The organism is Nocardia terpenica (genome assembly GCF_013186535.1).
GTDB classification, from domain to species: Bacteria; Actinomycetota; Actinomycetes; order Mycobacteriales; family Mycobacteriaceae; genus Nocardia; species Nocardia terpenica.
The window spans coordinates 1390705-1408677 of record NZ_JABMCZ010000005.1; the positions used below are offsets into that span (position 1 = coordinate 1390705).

The following is a 17973-nucleotide window of genomic DNA, read 5'->3' on the forward strand; positions in this document are numbered from 1 at the left end:
ATTCCCATGCCCGTCACCCTGCGGCTCACCCACGGGGTCGGCACCGCCGCTCAGCCGACGCCGCGCGGCACCTCCGCGCCCACACGGGCCCAGCGTCCCGACAGGGCGCGGGCGCCGACGCCGACCAGCCGCAGCACCATGAACGCGGCCAGCCCCGACCATATACCGGCGATGCCCCAGCCGAAGGCCAGCGACAGCCAGATCAGCGGCAGGAAGCCGAGCAGGGCCGAGCCCATGGTGATATTGCGCAGATAGGCCGCGTCGCCCGCGCCGAGCAGCACACCGTCGAGGGCGAAGACCACGCCGCCGGTGGGGAACAGCAGGACGAAGAACCACCAGACGGCGTGCATCCGGTCGAGCACCTGCGGGTCGCCGGTGAACAGCGCCGGGATCACCCCCACCCCGGCGGCGAACACGAGTGCCAGCAGGACGGAGAACAGCGTCGACCAGACCGTGACCCGCCGCGCCAGCCGCTGGGCGCCCGGCGCGTCGCCCGCGCCGAGGGTGGCCCCGACGAGCGTCTGGGCCGCGATCGCCAGCGCGTCCAAGGTCAGCGCGACGAAGTACCACAGCTGCAGGACCAGTTGATGGGCGCCCACCGACGCGGCCCCGAACCGCGCGGCCACCGCACCGGCGGACAGCGCGCACACCTGGAAGGCGGCGCTGCGCACGATCAGATCGCGGCCGAGCACCAGCTGCGCGCGGATCGCGGTGGGATCGGGCGCCAGCGAAACCCCTTGCCGGATGAGCGCGTTCAGGAACAGCGCCGCCGACACCACCTGCCCGACCAGATTCGCGACGGCCGATCCGGCCAGTTCCATGCGCGGCGCACCGAGCAGCCCGTGCACCAGCACCGGGCACAGGATCGCCGAAACGGCCAGGCCCGCAATCACGTACGCCAGCGGACGCCGGGTCTGCTGCACGCCGCGCAGCCAGCCGTTGCCCGCCAGGGTGAGCAGAATGAGCGGCACCCCGAAAAGCGCGATCCGGATCCAGCGCAGCGCCTCGTCCGCGATATCGGGACCGCCCGCGAGCACCCGCGCGACCGGGCCCGCGAAGACTTGCAGCACAACGACTATCAGCACCCCCGCGCCGACGGCGATCCAACTCGCCTGCACCCCTTCGGCAACCGCGCCCGTCCGATCGCCCGCACCGTGCCGCCGCGACGACCGCGCGGTGGTGCCGTAGCTGAGAAAGGTGAGCTGGGTACCGACCTGGCTGAGAATCAACCCGCCGACCGCCAGCCCGGCCAATGCCAAGGCCCCCAGCCGCCCCACGACGGCCATATCGAACAGCAGGTAGATCGGTTCCGCGACAAGCACTCCCAGCGTGGGTACGGCAATCGCCAATATCCGCCACGGCCCCGCGGACGCGGGATCGTCCCCCTCGGTCGCCGTTCCCGTCACAGCATCCGCCGTCATCGCGTCCCTCCCTCGTCGACCGCAATGGCCACCATCCTGCAACCCACCATCGCACAGGGGTACGACAACCCGGCAAGGCCGAATCGCACCTACAGACGGCCCAATTCGTCCAGCAGCGCCGCGACGAGGGCATCGGGAGCGCCCTTGGTCGTATACCCGGCCGCGTACCGATGCCCGCCGCCGCCGAGCCGGGTGGCGACATGCGCGACATCCACGCCGTCGTCCAGGCCGACCGCGCTGTCGCGCGAGCGCAGCGACACGGTCCACAGACCGGCGACGACGCGGGACTCCTTGAACACCGCCGCGACTCCGGCCTCGGCGGTGGTGCGGACGACGTCGATGACGCTCTCCACCTCCTCCGAGCGCAGCCCGTCGATATCGGCGCGGCACACGAACGCGTACACCAGCCCGGCGCCGCCCGCGGCCTCGGGCACCAGTCGGGCCGTGGACAGCACCCGCGACAGCATGGGCAGCCAGCCGAACGGATGGGTGTCCATGAGCGTGCGGGTGATGCCCGCGCCGTCGATGCCGGTGGACAGCAGCCGATCGGCCAGCCGATGGGTGCCGGGCCCGGCCCACCGGAACGACCCGGTGTCGGTGACCAGCCCCGCGAACAGGCAGTACGCGATGTCGCGGTCGATCGGCTCGCCCCACGCGTCGAACACCCGGGCCAGCAGGCTGGTGGTCGACTCGGCGGTATCGTCGATGACGTTCACCGTGCCGAACCGGGTGTTGGAGCGGTGATGGTCGAGCACCAGCGTCGTCGCGGCGCCCGCGATCCGATCGGCGAGCGCGCCGAGCCGACCGGCGCTGCCGCAGTCCACGGCCACCAGCACATCGACGCGCTGCGGCACCGCCGCGGGCGGCACCAGATGCTCGACGCCGGGCAGCGACCGCATCGACGCCGGCAGCTCGGCCGGTTCGGCGAACGACACCCACACCGGCACCCCGCGCCGATGCAGCACCTGGGCCAGCGCCAAGCCGCTACCGACGGTGTCGGCGTCGGGCTGCACATGGCACAGCACGGTCACCGAGCGCGCGGCGTCCAGAACCTCGACGGCCGCGGCGAGGTCCGCCGTCGGCGTTACTGCTGTCATGGCCAGCCCAATCGTCCGCCGAGGCGGTCAGTCGTCCTCGTCCCGGTCGGTTTTGTACGGGTCGGCGTCACCGGCATGGGTGGCGCCGGACGCGACCTGAGCGACGCGCTCGTCGGCCGCGCGGGCCTTCGCCAGCAACTCCTCCATCTGCCGCGCCGCATCCGGCACGGTGTCGAGGACGAACGCCAGCGTCGGCGTGAACTTGATCCCGGTGGCGGCGCCGACCGTCGAGCGCAGCACGCCCTTGGCCTTCTCCAGCCCGGCGGCCGCGGCCGCGTAATCGGGTTCGGTGCGCAGGTTTTCGCCCATCACCGTGTAGTAGACGGTCGCCTCCCGCAGATCACCGGTCACCTTGGCATCGGTGATCGTCACGAAACGCAGCCGCGGATCCTTGATCTCGTGCTCGATCGCCGTACCGACGATGGAGACGATCCGCTTCGCGAGTCGGCGTGCCCTGGCCTGATCCACCATGGCTGGCCCTCCTCACTTCATGTACTCAGTCTTCGGGTCCGAAGATCCGGCGGCGCACTGCCAGCAACTGTAACTCCGGACGGGCCGCGACGTGGCGTTCACATCTGTCCAGCACCTCGGTGAGATGACTCATCCCGGAGCTGACCATGGCGACACCCAGCATCGCGCGGCGATAGAGGTCCTGCTCTCCGCCCTCGGTCGCGCACACGCCGAAGCGCTGCAACTCGGCCAGGACGGGCCGGACCACGGAGCGCTTCTGCTTCAGCGAATGCACATCGCCGAGCAGAATGTCGAATTCCAGCGCGCCGACGAACAACGGCTCACCTCTTGGTTGTTCGGTGACATACCTGCCCGAGATGCGGACAGACGGTCTCTCCCTGCGGTCCCGGCATGCTTTTGGCCGGGACCGCAGGGAGTCATGTCAGTCCCGCGGCTTCTCGCGAAGCTCGTAGGCCTCGATGATGTCGCCTTCCTTGATGTCGTTGTAACTCAAGGTAATACCGCATTCGAAGCCCTCGCGGACCTCGGTGGCGTCGTCCTTCTCGCGGCGCAGCGACTGGATGGTGGTCTCGGAGATCACCACGTTGTCGCGGAGCAGCCGCGCCTTGGCGTTGCGCTTGACCGACCCGGAGGTGATCATGCAGCCGGCGATATTGCCGAACTTCGAGGACCGGAAGATGGCCCGGATCTCCGCCCGGCCCAGCTCGACCTCCTCGTAGATCGGCTTGAGCATGCCCTTGAGGGCCTTCTCGACCTCGTCGATCGCCTGGTAGATCACCGAGTAGTACCGGATGTCGACGCCCTCGCGGTTGGCCAGCTCGCTGGCCTTGCCCTCCGCACGGACGTTGAACCCGATGATGATCGCGCCCGACGCCGACGCCAGGTTGACGTCGGTCTCGGTGACGCCACCGACACCGCGGCTGATCACCCGCAGGCGCACCTCGTCGTCGACCTGGATATCGAGCAGCGACTGCTCGAGGGCCTCGACCGTACCGGAGTTGTCGCCCTTGATGATCAGGTTCAGCTCCGAGGTCTCCTTCAGAGCGGCATCCAGATCCTCGAGGCTGATCCGCTTGCGGCTGCGGGCCGCCAGCGCGTTGCGCTTGCGCGCGCTGCGCCGGTCCGCGATCTGGCGGGCGATGCGGTCCTCGTCGACGACGAGCAGGTTGTCACCGGCGCCGGGCACCGAGGTGAAACCGATCACCTGGACCGGACGCGACGGCAGCGCCTCCTCGACGTCCACGCCGTGCTCGTCGACCATGCGGCGCACGCGGCCGTAGGCGTCGCCGGCCACGACCGAGTCGCCGACCCGCAGCGTGCCGCGCTGCACCAGCACGGTGGCCACCGGGCCGCGGCCGCGGTCCAGGTGCGCCTCGATGGCGACACCCTGCGCGTCCTGGTCCGGGTTGGCCCGCAGGTCCAGCGCCGCGTCCGCGGTCAGCACCACGGCCTCGAGCAGCTGGTCGATATTGGTGCCCTGCCGCGCCGAGATGTCGACGAACATGGTGTCGCCGCCGTACTCCTCGGCGACCAGCCCGTACTCGGTCAGCTGCTGGCGCACCTTCTGCGGGTTCGCGCCTTCCTTGTCAATCTTGTTGACCGCCACCACGATCGGCACGTCCGCGGCCTGCGCGTGGTTGATGGCCTCCGTCGTCTGCGGCATGACGCCGTCGTCGGCGGCGACCACGAGGATCGCGATGTCGGTGGCCTTGGCACCGCGGGCACGCATGGCGGTGAACGCCTCGTGACCCGGGGTGTCGATGAAGGTGATGAGCCGCTCGTCGTCGCCCACCGCCACGGCCACCTGGTAGGCGCCGATGTGCTGGGTGATGCCGCCGGCCTCGCCCTCGCGGACGTTGGCCTTGCGGATGGTGTCCAGCAGTCGGGTCTTGCCGTGGTCGACGTGGCCCATGACGGTCACCACCGGCGGGCGGACCTGCAGGTCCTCCTCGTCGCCCTCGTCCTCGCCGTAGGTGAGGTCGAAGCTCTCCAGCAGCTCGCGGTCCTCGTCCTCGGGCGAGACCACGTGCACGACGTAGTTCATCTCGCCGCCGAGCAGCTCGAAGATCTCGTCGTTCACCGACTGGGTCGCGGTGACCATCTCACCGAGGTTGAACAGCACCTGCACCAGCGAGGCCGGATTGGCGTTGATCTTCTCGGCGAAGTCGGACAGCGAGGCGCCCCGGGCGAGACGGATGATCTCGCCGTTGCCGCGCGGCAGCCGCACGCCGCCGACCGACGGAGCCTGCATCGAGTCGTACTCTTGCCGCTTCTGCCGCTTGGACTTGCGGCCCCTGCGGGGCGCGCCACCGGGACGGCCGAAGGCACCCGCGGCACCGCCGCGACCGCCGCCGCCACCCGGACGGCCACCGCCGCCACCGGGACGACCCCGGAAGCCACCGCCACCGGCCGCGGGAGCGCCCGCACCGGCGCCGGCACCGCCGCCACCGCCGCGGTAGTTACCACCGCCGCCGCCACCGGGACGACCGCCGCCGCCGGGCGCGCCACCCGGACGGCCCGGACGGCCACCCGCCGACGGGCCCGGACGCGCCGCGCGCTGCGGCATGGCACCCGGGTTCGGCCGCGGGGGCATCGAGCCGGGGCTCGGCCGCGGACCACCCGGACGCGGGCCGCCACCCTGGGCGGCCGCCGGACGCTGCCCGCCCGGGGTCGGACGCTGTCCACCCGGAGTCGGGCGCTGCCCGCCCGGGGTGGGACGCGGGCCGCCCTGGGACGGACCCGGGCGCGGGCCCGGCTGCGGCCGCGGCGCGGGACGCTCGGGCGCGGAGCTGAAGGGGTTGTTGCCGACGCGCGGGGTCTTCGGACCCGGCTTCGGGCCGGACCCGCCCGGACGCGGGCCCTGATGCGTGGGAGCGCCGCCCTTGTGCTGGCCACCGGGACGCGGGGCGCCCGGAGCCGGCCGCTGGTGGCTCTCCTGCTGACGGTGGTTGTCCTGCTGCTGCGGCGCGGGCGCGGGCTGCTGCTGCGCGGCGGCCGGGGTCGGCGCGGCCGGGCGCGGGGCGCCGGGTTTCGGGCCCGGGGCGGGACGAGCCGCCGGGGCGGGCGTCGCGGCCGGGGTCTCGGTGCGGGCGGCGGGGGCCGACTCGACCGGGGCCGCGGGGCGCGGCTGCGCCGGGGACGGCGCGGGGTTACGCGGACCCGGGCGCGGGCCGGGCGTCGCACCGGACGCGGGCTTCGCCGACGGGCGTGCCTGGTTGTGACCGGGCTTCGCGGATTTGGACGAGCCGTTCGGCGCGGACTTCGCCGCGAACGACTCTCGCAGTCGGCGTGCGACGGGGGCCTCCACCGTCGACGATGCCGACTTCACGAACTCGCCCTGCTCCTTCAGCGTTGCGAGTAGTTCCTTGCTCGTGACACCGAGTTCTTTCGCCAACTCGTGCACGCGGGCCTTGCCTGCCACTGCTCTCCTCACTGAGAGGTCGAGCGCGACAGTCCGTCTTCTGGGACGGAAAGCCCGCACGACCTCCGGTTATCTTCGATGGCCGTTCATCGTTGGTACTTCACGGTGTGCTCATGAGTGCTCGTGCCTGTTCTCGACGTAGTGCTCCAGGGCTGAGATATCCAGTTTTCCGGACACTCGTAGCGCTCTGCCGAACGCTCGGCGCCGCTCTGCATTGCTCAGACAGACCGAAGAGGGGTGCAACCACGCACCCCTTCCGGGAAGTCTGCGCCGCGGGTCGGGAACGATCGCAACACCGCCCTGGTCGGACGGCTGCGCCACGATCCGCAACAGCTCGGCGGCCAGCTCGCGACTCCGACATCCGATACAGGTCCGAACGGGGCCTGGGCGGGATGCCCGAACCCGCGCGGAGCGCAAGGAGACCGGTGACTCGTGCTGAGCCTGTGTCCACTCTACCGCTGCCACGTCCGGATCTCCGCATCCAGCCCTCTGATTGGTTATCAACATGTCATCCGCGAGCCCGGCGGGTCATCCCCGATGGGCCTCCGTTCGCATCGATCCGGCCACGTCAGGGGACGCGTCGGAACGAATGTCGATGCGCCAGCCGGTCAATCGAGCCGCCAGCCGCGCATTCTGGCCTTCCTTGCCGATCGCCAGCGACAGCTGGAAGTCCGGGACCACCACGCGAGCCGCCCGCGCCTCCGGGTCCACGATCGTGACGGATACAACTTTCGACGGGCTCAGGGCATTCCCGACGAAGGTGGCCGGATCCTCGGCGTAGTCGATGATGTCGATCTTCTCGCCCGCCAGCTCGCTCATCACGTTGCGCACGCGCTGGCCCATCGGGCCGATGCACGCGCCCTTGGCGTTCACGCCCGGCACATTGGTCCGCACGGCGATCTTGGAACGGTGTCCGGCCTCGCGGGCCACCGCGACGATTTCCACGGAGCCGTCGGCGATCTCGGGCACCTCGAGGGCGAACAGCCGCCGCACCAGATTCGGGTGCGTGCGCGAGAGGGTGATCTGCGGGCCGCGCGGGCCGCGCGACACCCCGACCACATAGCACTTGATGCGCTCGCCGTGCTCGTAGCTCTCCCCCGGCACCTGCTCGGCGGGCGGGATCAGGCCCTCGGCGCCGTTGGCCTCGCTGCCGATGCGGACCACCACGGTGCCCCGGGCGTTCATCCGGGCATCGCGCTGGACGACACCGCCGACGATATCGCCTTCGTGGGTGGAGAATTCGCCGAAGGATTTCTCGTTCTCCGCGTCCCGCAGCCGCTGCAGCACGACCTGGCGGGCGGTGGTGGCGGCGATGCGGCCGAAACCCTCTGGCGTGTCGTCCCATTCGGACACGACGTTGCCGTCGGCGTCGAGCTCGCGGGCCATCACCCGCACGACGCCGGTCTTCTGATTGATATCGATGCGCGCGTTGGGCTCGTGCCCGTCGGTGTGCCGATACGCGGTGAGCAACGCGGACTCGATCGCGGAGATCACCGTCTCCATCGAGATCCCCTTGTCCGCGACGATCGCGCGCAGGGCTTCGATTTCGATGTTCATTCCACGATCCCTTCGGTCGAAGCAATTACTGGGTTGGGTACCACTCCATCCGGTTCTGCGGCATCGGCGGCGCCTGGTTCGGGACGACCCGGGACCACACCTCCCGCGAGCTCCATCTCCGCCGCGCCCGGTGGCGAGAATTCCACCTGGACGACGGCCTTCTCGATGTCGGCCAGCGCAACGGTGACCCGGTGCGGTTTTCGCTTCCCGCCGAGGACCAGCGCCACCTCGGTGTCGGTGACAGGTCCGACGCGGGCCTCGAATCTGCTCGAGTCGTCCGGAGTGGGTGCGCCGGAGCGCAGGGCGACGCGCACCTTACGGCCCTGGGCGCGACGCCAGTGCCGGGGTGTGGTCAGGGGGCGATCGACGCCGGGCGTGGTGACCTCCAGCAGGTAGGGAGTTTCACCGAAGTCACCGGCATCGTCGAGGGTCTGCGACAGGTCCGAGCTCAACTCCGCGACCGCGTCCAGATCGACGCCGGCGTCGCTGTCCACGGTCACCGTCACCCGAGTCTGCGCCCGACCGACAGCCACGATCGCTACGCCCTCGAGGTCGAATCCTCGGCGCTCGACGAGCCCAGCAACGAGCTGGCTCACCCTTTCCTCGGTCGGCATGGGCATGTGGGGCGGCTCCTGGTTCAGTTGTGGCGGGGTGGAGTTGTCGGTATTGGTCCTGGTCGGGCATGGTCGGCGCGTCCCGCCGACGGATTACTCCGTCGAAGGTCTAGCGTAACGCGCTGAAAGAGTGTAAAGGACCAGCCAACCTTCTCGAGTTTCCCATGCTCGTCTGTGCCGTCCCGACAGTCCCGCCGCAGATCACAGCGTGTCGGGTGGGCTCCCGGATCGGCTCGCCACGGTGGCTGGCACGATGGTGGCGTGCCGATCCGACACTCCATGGTTCCGCTGGACCGTACCGCCTCGCCGCCCCTCACACTCGATCGCCGTGCGCTGCTGCGGATCACCGGCGGCGGCGCGGTGGCCGCGCTGGCGCTGGGCGCCGCGACCGCCTGCTCGCAGGACAAGCCCGCCGCGCCGGATGTGCTGCTGGCACAGGAGGAGTCGGCCCGCACCGACGCCGTGTGGGCGAAGGCCGCCGCGGCGGTCGCGCCGGATCGCAGCGCCGCGCTGACCCTCGTCGCCGGGCAGCGCACCGAGCACGCGGACGCCCTGCGCGCCGAGATCGACCGCGCCCGCGGCGTATACGGCGACGGCACCGTGCCGAAGTCGAACACCCCGCCGGTCACGCCGCCGCCCGCGCCCGCCCCGCCGCCGACGGTGGCCGCGGTGCGCGACCGGCTGACCCGGTCGCAGCAGGCGGCCGCGCAGCTGTCCCAGGAACTGTCGGGCTATCGCGCCGGGCTGCTGGCCTCGATCAGTGCCTGCTGCGCCACACACGCGGGGGTGCTGCTCGCGTGAGCACCGATCAGCAGGCGCTCACCGATGCGCTGAATGCCGAATACACCGCGGTCTTCGCCTACGGCGTGATCGCCGCCTACGCCTCCGCCGAACGCAACAAGATCGTCGCCGAGTATCTGGCGTCGCACCGCGCCCGCCGCGACGCGACCATCGACGCCCTGAAGTCGCTCGGCGCACCCGTTCCCGCCCCCGCCGCGGCCTACAACACCCCGTTCCCGGTGAACGACCCCATCCCCGCCGCCAAGCTCGCGGTCACGGTCGAATCGGATACGGCGGCAACGTGGCGCTCGGTCGTGGAACGCTGCGACTCCCCCGCCCTCCGCAGCACCGGAGTCGACGCGCTGACCGAATGCGCTGTGCGCCTGGCCAACTGGCAGGCCATCCTGGGCACCAATCCGGCCACGGCCTCGTTCCCCGGCAAGGCGTGACCCCTGCCGGACCCGTCACCCCGGTTGGGTGACGGGTCCGGGAATGCTCAGCCGCGCGACTTGGCCAGTACGGCCTGCACGGCGCTCTCGGCCGGGATCTCCTCGCTGGCGCCCGTGAAGCGGTCGCGCAGTTCCACCTTGCCGTCGGCCCAGCCGCGGCCGACGACCAGGACCAGCGGCATGCCGAGCAGTTCGGCGTCCTTGAACTTCACGCCGGGCGAGGCGGTGCGGTCGTCGAGCAGGACCTCGAGGCCGGACGAATTCAGCTCGGCGGCAACCTGTTCGGCGCCCTCGCGGGCCGCGGCATCCTTGTTGGCGATGACCACGTGGACGTCGAAGGGGGCCACCTCGCGGGGCCAGCGCAGGCCCTTCTCGTCGTGCATCTGCTCGGCGAGCACCGCGACCATGCGGGAGACGCCGATGCCGTAGGAGCCCATGACCAGGCGGACCGGCTTGCCGTTCTCGCCGAGCACGTCGACCTCGAAGGCGTCGGTGTACTTGTAACCGAGCTGGAAGATGTGGCCGATCTCGATGCCGCGCGCGGCGTGCAGCACGCCGCGACCGTCGGGCGAGGGGTCGCCGTCGCGAACCTCGGCGGCCTCGATGGTGCCGTCCGGGGTGAAGTCGCGGCCCGCGACCAGGCCGACCACATGCCTGCCGGGCGCGTCGGCGCCGGTGATCCAGGAGGTGCCGGTGACCACGCGCGGATCGACCAGGTAGCGAACACCGTTGTCCTGCAGCGCCTTCGGGCCGATGTAGCCCTTGACCAGGAACGGATTGCCGGCGAAGTCCGCCTCGGTGAGCAGCTCGACCTCGGCGGGTTCGAGCGCCGCGCCGAGCCGCTTGTCGTCGACCTCGCGGTCGCCCGGGACGCCGATGCCGACGATCTCGGTCTTGCCGTCCGGGTGGTGCAGCTTCACCATCACGTTCTTGAGCGTGTCGGCGGCGGTGACCGGGCGGCCCAGCCGCTCGGCGATCCCGGCGGAGTTGGCCCAGTCGACCAGCGTGGCGATGGTCGGGGTGTCGGGCGTGTCGTACACCTGGGCCGGGGCCTGGCCCTCGATCGCGATCTCCGGCGGCGCGGGCGTGACCACGGCCTCGACATTGGCGGCGTAGCCGGACTCACGGCAGATCACGTAGGTGTCCTCGCCGACCGGGCTGTCGGCCAGGAACTCCTCCGACGCGCTGCCGCCCATGGCGCCCGAGGTGGCGGCGACGATCACGTACCGCACGCCGAGCCGGTCGAAGATGCGCCGATACGCCTCGCGATGCGCGTCGTAGCTGGCCTTCAGCCCGTCCTCGTCGAGGTCGAAGGAGTACGAGTCCTTCATGATGAACTCGCGTCCGCGCAGGATGCCCGCGCGCGGCCGCTCCTCGTCGCGGTACTTGGTCTGGATCTGGTACAGGGTGACCGGCAGGTCCTTGTAGGAGTTGTACTCGCCCTTCACGGTGAGCGCGAACAGCTCCTCGTGGGTGGGTCCGAGCAGGTAGTCGGCCTTCTTGCGGTCCTGCAACCGGAACAGGCTGTCGCCGTACTCGGTCCACCGCTTGGTGGTCTCGTACGGCTCCCGCGGCAGCAGCGCGGGCAGGGAGATCTCCTGACCCCCGATCCCGTTCATCTCCTCGCGAACCACGTTCTCGACCTTGCGCAGCACGCGCAGGCCCAGCGGCAGCCACGAGTACACGCCCGGCGCGATGCGCCGGACATATCCGGCACGAACGAGAAGCTTGTGGCTGGGCACCTCCGCGTCGGCGGGGTCGTCCCGCAGGGTGCGCAGAAACAGATGGGAGAGACGGGTGATCACGGGTGCACAGCGTAGCCGCTGCTCCGGCGATGCCCGAAAGGCATTACCGTATCGGCTCGTGCTGGTGATCTTGCCTCCCTCCGAAACCAAGTCCGATGGTGGTGCGCTCGGTCCGCTGGATCTGGATGCGCTGTCGTTTCCGCAGCTCACCACGGTGCGCGACAAGCTGGTCTCCGCGTTGATCGCGCTTGCCGCGGATCCGGATGCCAGCCGTGCGGCGCTGGGGCTCGGTAAGGGGGCTGATCCGGAGATCGCGCGCAATGCGGCGCTGCGCACCTCGCCGACACGCCCGGCGCTGGAGCGCTATACCGGCGTGCTGTACGACGCGCTGGATGCCGCGGCGTTCACCAAGGCGCAGCGCGAGAAGGCGTACGCGCGGCTGGCGATCGGGTCGGCGCTGTTCGGCACCGTGCGGGCGGGCGACCCGATTCCGGCGTACCGGCTGTCCGGTGGCTCCAAACTGCCGGGGCTGCCGACGCTTTCGGCGCTGTGGAAGCCCGCGCTGGCGCAGACGCTGCGCGCCGAGACCGAGGGGCAGCTGGTCGTGGATCTGCGGTCGGGGAGTTATCAGCAGCTGGGCCGGATTCCCGGCGCGGTGACGGCGACGGTGCTGACCGAGCGCCCGGACGGGAAGCGCACCGTGGTCAGCCATTTCAACAAGCATCACAAGGGACTGCTGGCGCGGGCGCTGGTGGTGACCCGCGCCGAGCCCGGCGATATCCGGGACGTGGCCCGGGTTGCCGAAAAGGCCGGGCTGCGAGCGGAAATCGCGTCGTCGACGGAATTGCTGGTCATCACCTGACGGACGGCGACTCGCCATAAAATTGCCAAAGGGTTGCCAGAGAGATCGTTTCCGGCACACTGAAGCGATGACGATCTCGCTCGCGGCACCGGATTCGGCACCGAGTGATATCGGGCGCGCGGCGCGGCGGCGAGTATCGCGGTCCGCGCTCGGGGTGTGGGAGCCACCGGCCGACCGCATCGACCCGATCGCCGTCCTGGAGCATCAGGCCGCGACGCGCGTTCCCGAATTGGTTCCGATTCGCTATGCCCGGATGGCGGCCGCGCCGTTCCCGTTCCTGCGGGGCGCACCGGCGGTGATGGCGGCCGATCTGGCGGCGTCGGAGAACACCGGGCTGATCGTGCAGCTGTGCGGCGATGCGCACCTGTCCAATTTCGGGGTCTTCGCCTCCCCGGAGCGCGCGCTGGTCTTCGATCTCAACGATTTCGACGAGACGCTGCCGGGCCCGTTCGAGTGGGATGTCAAGCGCCTGGCCGCGAGCATCGCGGTGGCCGCGCGGGCCAACGGATTCTCCGACGGTGACGCCCACGCCGCCGCGTACGCCGCCGGGGGCGCCTATCACGCGGCCATGTCCCGGTTCGCGGGCATGGACGCGATCTCGGTGTGGTACGAGCGCATCGATGCCGAGCGGGCCGCCGAGCTGATCCCGAAACCCAAGCGTCGCAAGGGCGCCGAGAAGGCCCTCGCCTCCGCGCGGTCGCGGACCAGCCTGCAGGCGCTGCGCAAGCTGACCGAGCCGGGACCCGACGGCACGCCCCGCATCCGGCACCAGCCGCCGCTGCTGGTGCCCATCACCGATATCGATGTCGATGCCGTGGGCGCGGTCGTCGACGCCTACCGCCGGACGCTTCCGGAGGAGCGCCGGGTGCTGCTCGACCGGCATCGGCTGGTCGACATGGCGGTCAAGGTGGTCGGCGTCGGCAGCGTGGGCACCCGCTGCTTCGTGGTCCTGCTGGCCGACCGCGGCACCGGCGCCCCGCTGTTCCTCCAGGTGAAGGAGGCCGAGCGATCGGTCCTCGCACCGCACCTGCGCCCCAGCCGATTCCGCCATCAGGGCCACCGCGTGGTCCACGGCCAGCGCCTCACCCAGGCCACCGGCGACATCTTCCTCGGCTGGGCCACCGGCCCCGACGACCACCACTACTACCTGCGCCAGCTGCGAGACATGAAGGGCTCCGCGGAAATCGAGAACATGTCCCGCGGCGCCCTCTCCCAGTACGCGGCCCTGTGCGGCCACGTCCTCGCCCGGGCCCACGCCCGCTCCGGAGACCCGTTGGCCATCGCCGCCTACCTGGGCTCCGCCGACGTATTCGACCGAGCCATGGCCGATTTCGCCCTGGCGTATGCGGACCAGACGATCGTGGACCACAAGGCGTTGCTCGCGGCTATCGACTCGGGACGAGTGCGGGCGGCGGAGTCGGCGTACTGACTCCCCAACCACCCGTCATCCCGGCACGCTCAACCCGTCATCCCGGCATGCTTTTGGCCGGGATCCCTACCGAATTCGCGCAATCACCTCCGCGAATGCCTGGACGGCGGGTGGGGCCACGGTGAAATACGTGATGCCGTAGGTCTCGCGGTAGTGGCGCAGGGTGTCGGCCATCTGGTCGACCGTGCCGTGCAGGATGCCCGGGACCGTGAGCAGCTCGTCGTCGGACAGGTCCGGGTAGAAGAAGCGGGCCAGGGTGAAATCCGGTGTGCCGGAGCCGGTTATGGCCGCGGCGATGATCATCATATTGATTTCGATCCGCGGGAGCCGATCACCCGCCGCCTTCTCGATATAGGCGATGCGTTCGGCCAATGTGCCCTTCTCGGTGGGACTCTCGCCCGGGCGGACGCCGGAGATGCCGACGATATCCGCGTGCCGAGTAGCGGCCGCCAGCAGCCGATCACCCTGTCCCGCAATGAGAATCGGAATGTGCTGCTGCGCCGGGCGCGGATAGTGGTCGGAATCGGCGAACAGTCCGCGCAACTGCGTGACCGTCTGTTCCATGAACTCGATCCGTTGCCGCGCACCGTGATACGGCAGCCCGGTCGCCTCGAAGTCTCCGCGGAACATGTCGTTTCCCGCCCCCAGCCCCAACTCGAGCCGCCCATCGGTGAGTTGATCCACTCCCGCCGCGTCCCGCGCCAGCATCGCGGGCCGCCACAGCCCGGTATTCACCACCATCGTCCCCAACCGAATCCGCTCGGTCACATCCGCCGCCGCCATCAATGCCGGAAACGGCGCCACCATCCCCAAATGATCCGGCACCAACAGCGTGTCGTACCCCCACGCCTCCACCTGCCGAGCCGCCGCCTGCCACTCCGCCCGCGACACCGGCGCCATCCCACTGGCCCCGAACCGAAACTCCCGAACAGCCATCTGTCCCTACCTTCCTCTCAACCCTTGCAACACCCAAGAACCACCCCAGCGTCCCCATCCGCGCCCCCAATCGCATCCGATTTTCGGGCGCGGAGGCGGCGGAGCATTCGGGCGTCTTCGAAGCCGACCGCGGTTGCTGCGGCGTCCATGGTGGCGCCGTGGCCGATCAGGTGTTCCGCGCGTTCGAGTCTCAGGATGTGTTGGTAGCGCAGGGGGGTGAGGCCGCCGGTGGCGCGGGTGAATGCTCGGGTCAGGGTGCGTTCGCTGACTCCGGCGGATTCGGAGAGGTGGGACAGCGGGAGGGGTTCGGCGTAGCGGGCGTCGATGACGTCCTGGACGCGGTGGACGATGTCGTCGAGGTGGGAGCGATGGCGCAGGACGGCGCTCGCCTGGGGCTGGTCGCCATTGCGGCGGAGGTAGACGACCATGTCTCGCGCCACCAGGCTGGCGTGCGCGGGGCCGTGCCGGACCGCCAGCAGGTGCAGGGCGAGGTCGATGCCGCTGGCGATGCCCGCCGAGGTCGCCACCCGGTTGTCGATGGTGTACAAGACATCTCGCACCACCGTCGCCCGCGGATGCCGCGATGCCAGCTCCTCCTGGAGCTGGTGGTGGGTGGTGCACCGACGTCCGTCCAGCAATCCGGCCTGTCCCAGCGCATCGGCCCCGGAACACACGCTCGCGACCAGGCCCCCGGCGGCATGATGCGCGCGTAACCGCTCCCGCACGGCGGCCAACACCGCGGGCCCATCCCGCAGCGTCGGTGCGCGCCAGCCCGGCACCACGATCAGATCCTCGGATGTCGGCTCCGGCCATGCGGTCCGGGCGAGCACCGGCAGGCCCTGCGCACTGCGTACCTGTTCCCGCGCGGCGAGATAGACCAGCTCGTAGCCGTGTCCATACGCCGCGGCCGTATCGAATACGTGAGCGGGTCCGGCCAGATCGAGCAGATGGAACCCGGGCAGCAGCACGAAAACGACACGACTCACACCGGCGATACTCCCGACTCGGCCGCCAGCTCGTCCACCGAGACGATGCGGGCGAACCGGTCGCGCAGCACCGCCTCGGTTCGCTCGACAATGGCCTCGGCGGTCAGCCCGCCGACGGGATCGGTGGTGGTGGCATCGGTGACGAAGGTCATCCGGTAACCGAGATCGCTGCCCACCCGGGTGGTGGTCTCCACGCACTGTTCGGTCCGGATGCCGCAGACGACCAGCTCGCGCACGCCCGCCTCGGTGAGCAGTTGCTGGAGGTTGGTGGTGGTGAAGGCATTGTGGGAAGTCTTGTGCAGCAACGGTTCACCGGCTCGAGGCCGCTCCAGCTCGTCGAGCGGGCGCACGTGCCCCAGCGCAGGATCGAACACGTCGTTGCTGCCCGGCTCGCAGTGCAGCACCCACACCACCAGGTCGCCGTGGGCGCGAGCGAGGCGGACCAGCCGGTTGACCGGTTGCGCGATATCCGGATTGGCGATCCGAGCCCATAGCGGCCGCGCCCGGAAGGACTCCTGGACATCGATCACGAGCAAAGCACGATTCATGAGACACATCCTGGCAACCGGTGGGCCATCGGCACAGACCCGATTCGGCTCGATACCGGAACGATCCGGTCATCTCGAATCCGGAAGCGAGCGGGCCGCGCCGAGTCGACGCGGCCCGGTTTCCTACTGCGCGGGTGTGGCCTTGCCGCCGCTGCCCGAGGACAGGGCCTTGGTCAGGCCGGTGAGCGCCTGCGACGACCCGGTACCGTTCGGATCGTGCTCACCCACGGCCACGACGGGCTGCGCGGTGGCGGGGTTCTCCGGCACCAGGGTGATGTGGTCGTCCGCGGCGGCCGGTCCGATAGCGGCCAGCACGGCACCGCCGACGGCGGCGGCGGTGAGCACGAACGTACCCAGCTTCTTCATTCGATTTCCATCCTCTTCCAGGAATTTCATTCTTGTTCGGCGGCAACAGGTTTGCGCCGTGATCGTTGTATCAAAGGAGATCGAAAACCTGTCCCACCGTTTTTCGGGGCACGGATTTTCCCGGGTAGCGGACGGATAACGGTTCCTCGACACTGCCGGACCGGGGTGCACCGATCACTCGGCGACACACATGATGTGACATGTTGCTGATCGAATCCGGATGCGGTACTTCGGATTTCGGTAGCCCCAAGTATTTCGGGCAATGGAAATAGGGATAGGCAATTCGATAGCTACCGTGAGACAAACCTCATAGGAAAGAGCTGTAACATTCGGGCCCCACGGACCCGTCCCGGCCCCCGGATGGTAGAAGTGGCTGATGGAGACCGAAGGTATGGATCCGGAGCTGGTCGAACTCGCGACCAAGGTGTTCGACCTGGCGCGCACGGGTGACGCGGCGGCGCTGGGCGCCTACCTCGAGGCCGGGGTCCCGGCGAACCTCACCAACGAGCGCGGCGACACGCTGCTCATGCTGGCCGCCTACCACGGTCACCTGGAGGCGGTCACCGTGCTGCTCGATCGCGGGGCCGACCCCGACCGCGCCAACGACAAGGGACAGACCCCGGCCGCCGGGGCGGTGTTCAAGGGCGAGGACGACATCCTGAAGGCGCTGCTGGATGCGGGCGCCGACCCGGACGCCGGGACTCCGTCCGCCCGGGAGTCGGCGACCATGTTCGGAAAGACCGAGCTGTTGACGCTGTTCGACCGGTCCTGAACCCGGCGGTCAGTCGACCCCGATGTCCTCGTACCACAGCTCGGGCCGCTCGGCGATGAACCGCGTCATCATTTCGACGCACCGCTGATCGTCGAGCACCGTCACCGATACCCCGTGCTCGGCCAGCCAGTCGTGCCCGCCGGTGAAGGTGCGCGACTCGCCCACGATCACCGTGCCGATCCCGAACTGCCGCACCAGCCCGCTGCAATACCAGCACGGCGACAGGGTGGTGACCATGATGGTGTCGCGGTAGCCCCGCCGCCGCCCCGCATTGCGGAATGCGTCGGTCTCGGCGTGCACGCTCGGATCCCCGTCCTGTACGCGGCGATTGTGCCCGCGCCCCAACAGTTTTCCCGCCGAGTCGAACAGTGCGGCGCCGATCGGAATCCCACCCTCGGCCAGCCCCCGCTGCGCCTCGTCGTAGGCCGTCTCCAGCAATCGTTCGGCGTTGATCATGTAACCCATGATGGGTGATGCCGGTTCGGCTGCCGAGGCCGGGGTGGCCGCGAGTGTTCGGTG

The 17973-nt window shown here is 69.9% G+C and carries 19 protein-coding genes; 5 read left to right on the top strand and 14 right to left on the bottom strand.

From position 1 onward, the window contains the following. Positions 1-50: 50 nt before the first annotated feature. The 8 genes from HPY32_RS42210 to rimP all read right to left on the bottom strand — a co-directional run bounded on the left by HPY32_RS42210 (position 51) and on the right by rimP (position 8587). Positions 51-1421, bottom strand: coding sequence for an MATE family efflux transporter (locus tag HPY32_RS42210; protein WP_067586524.1), 1371 nt, complete (start codon positions 1419-1421; stop codon positions 51-53). 89 nt (positions 1422-1510) lie between these two features. Further along, entirely contained in the window at positions 1511-2518 is a 1008-nt protein-coding gene (locus HPY32_RS42215) for a DHH family phosphoesterase (RefSeq protein ID WP_067586521.1), read from the bottom strand. Positions 2519-2545: 27 nt separating this feature from the next. Beyond that, positions 2546-2989, bottom strand: a complete 444-nt coding sequence (gene rbfA, locus HPY32_RS42220) for a 30S ribosome-binding factor RbfA (RefSeq protein ID WP_067586517.1) — start codon at positions 2987-2989, stop codon at positions 2546-2548. 25 nt (positions 2990-3014) lie between these two features. Further along, complete coding sequence (locus tag HPY32_RS42225; protein WP_067586514.1) at positions 3015-3305, bottom strand: DUF503 domain-containing protein; 291 nt, start codon at positions 3303-3305, stop codon at positions 3015-3017. Between the two features lie 105 nt (positions 3306-3410). After that, positions 3411-6410: a translation initiation factor IF-2 gene (gene infB, locus HPY32_RS42230; protein WP_171983301.1), complete on the bottom strand. Its 3000-nt coding sequence runs from the start codon at positions 6408-6410 to the stop codon at positions 3411-3413. A gap of 111 nt (positions 6411-6521) precedes the next feature. Then, positions 6522-6914, bottom strand: coding sequence for a YlxR family protein (locus tag HPY32_RS42235; RefSeq protein ID WP_373686727.1), 393 nt, complete (start codon positions 6912-6914; stop codon positions 6522-6524). A 24-nt stretch (positions 6915-6938) separates the two neighbouring features. Then, positions 6939-7967: a transcription termination factor NusA gene (gene nusA, locus HPY32_RS42240; RefSeq protein WP_067586504.1), complete on the bottom strand. Its 1029-nt coding sequence runs from the start codon at positions 7965-7967 to the stop codon at positions 6939-6941. Beyond that, a complete protein-coding gene (gene rimP, locus HPY32_RS42245) occupies positions 7964-8587 on the bottom strand; it encodes a ribosome maturation factor RimP (protein ID WP_067586501.1) in 624 nt (207 codons plus the stop codon). Before rimP ends, nusA begins: the two co-directional genes overlap by 4 nt. 255 nt (positions 8588-8842) lie before the next feature. Between rimP and HPY32_RS45450 the strand changes: the two genes are divergently transcribed. Both HPY32_RS45450 and HPY32_RS45455 read left to right on the top strand, forming a co-directional pair. Continuing rightward, positions 8843-9382 carry a hypothetical protein gene (locus HPY32_RS45450; protein ID WP_231951597.1) on the top strand — a complete coding sequence of 180 codons (540 nt, stop codon included), beginning with the start codon at positions 8843-8845 and terminating at the stop codon, positions 9380-9382. Continuing rightward, positions 9379-9810, top strand: a complete 432-nt coding sequence (locus tag HPY32_RS45455) for a ferritin-like domain-containing protein (RefSeq protein ID WP_067586498.1) — start codon at positions 9379-9381, stop codon at positions 9808-9810. Before HPY32_RS45450 ends, HPY32_RS45455 begins: the two co-directional genes overlap by 4 nt. 47 nt (positions 9811-9857) lie before the next feature. Here the strand turns inward: HPY32_RS45455 and HPY32_RS42255 are convergent, their stop codons facing one another. Then, positions 9858-11615 carry a proline--tRNA ligase gene (locus tag HPY32_RS42255; protein ID WP_067586495.1) on the bottom strand — a complete coding sequence of 586 codons (1758 nt, stop codon included), beginning with the start codon at positions 11613-11615 and terminating at the stop codon, positions 9858-9860. Between the two features lie 58 nt (positions 11616-11673). Between HPY32_RS42255 and yaaA the strand changes: the two genes are divergently transcribed. Both yaaA and HPY32_RS42265 read left to right on the top strand, forming a co-directional pair. Beyond that, a complete protein-coding gene (gene yaaA / locus HPY32_RS42260; protein ID WP_067586490.1) occupies positions 11674-12417 on the top strand; it encodes a peroxide stress protein YaaA in 744 nt (247 codons plus the stop codon). 67 nt (positions 12418-12484) lie between these two features. Further along, on the top strand, positions 12485-13846 hold the full coding sequence (locus HPY32_RS42265) for a DUF2252 domain-containing protein (RefSeq protein ID WP_067586487.1): 1362 nt from the start codon (positions 12485-12487) through the stop codon (positions 13844-13846). A gap of 66 nt (positions 13847-13912) precedes the next feature. On the opposite strand, the gene HPY32_RS42270 is transcribed toward HPY32_RS42265, so the two are convergent. The 4 genes from HPY32_RS42270 to HPY32_RS42285 all read right to left on the bottom strand — a co-directional run bounded on the left by HPY32_RS42270 (position 13913) and on the right by HPY32_RS42285 (position 16682). Then, positions 13913-14782: a TIGR03621 family F420-dependent LLM class oxidoreductase gene (locus HPY32_RS42270; RefSeq protein ID WP_067586485.1), complete on the bottom strand. Its 870-nt coding sequence runs from the start codon at positions 14780-14782 to the stop codon at positions 13913-13915. Between the two features lie 17 nt (positions 14783-14799). Next, on the bottom strand, positions 14800-15768 hold the full coding sequence (locus HPY32_RS46425) for a GlxA family transcriptional regulator (RefSeq protein WP_067586483.1): 969 nt from the start codon (positions 15766-15768) through the stop codon (positions 14800-14802). Beyond that, complete coding sequence (locus HPY32_RS42280) at positions 15765-16316, bottom strand: cysteine hydrolase family protein (protein WP_067586480.1); 552 nt, start codon at positions 16314-16316, stop codon at positions 15765-15767. Before HPY32_RS42280 ends, HPY32_RS46425 begins: the two co-directional genes overlap by 4 nt. Positions 16317-16439: 123 nt before the next feature. After that, positions 16440-16682 carry a hypothetical protein gene (locus HPY32_RS42285; protein WP_067586478.1) on the bottom strand — a complete coding sequence of 81 codons (243 nt, stop codon included), beginning with the start codon at positions 16680-16682 and terminating at the stop codon, positions 16440-16442. 376 nt (positions 16683-17058) lie between these two features. Here HPY32_RS42285 and HPY32_RS42290 point away from each other — a divergent pair, with 376 nt between their 5' ends. Further along, on the top strand, positions 17059-17454 hold the full coding sequence (locus HPY32_RS42290) for an ankyrin repeat domain-containing protein (RefSeq protein WP_067586476.1): 396 nt from the start codon (positions 17059-17061) through the stop codon (positions 17452-17454). A 9-nt stretch (positions 17455-17463) separates the two neighbouring features. On the opposite strand, the gene HPY32_RS42295 is transcribed toward HPY32_RS42290, so the two are convergent. Then, positions 17464-17910 (bottom strand): nucleoside deaminase, encoded by a 447-nt coding sequence (locus HPY32_RS42295; RefSeq protein ID WP_067595551.1) that lies wholly within the window; start codon positions 17908-17910, stop codon positions 17464-17466. Positions 17911-17973: the final 63 nt, after the last annotated feature.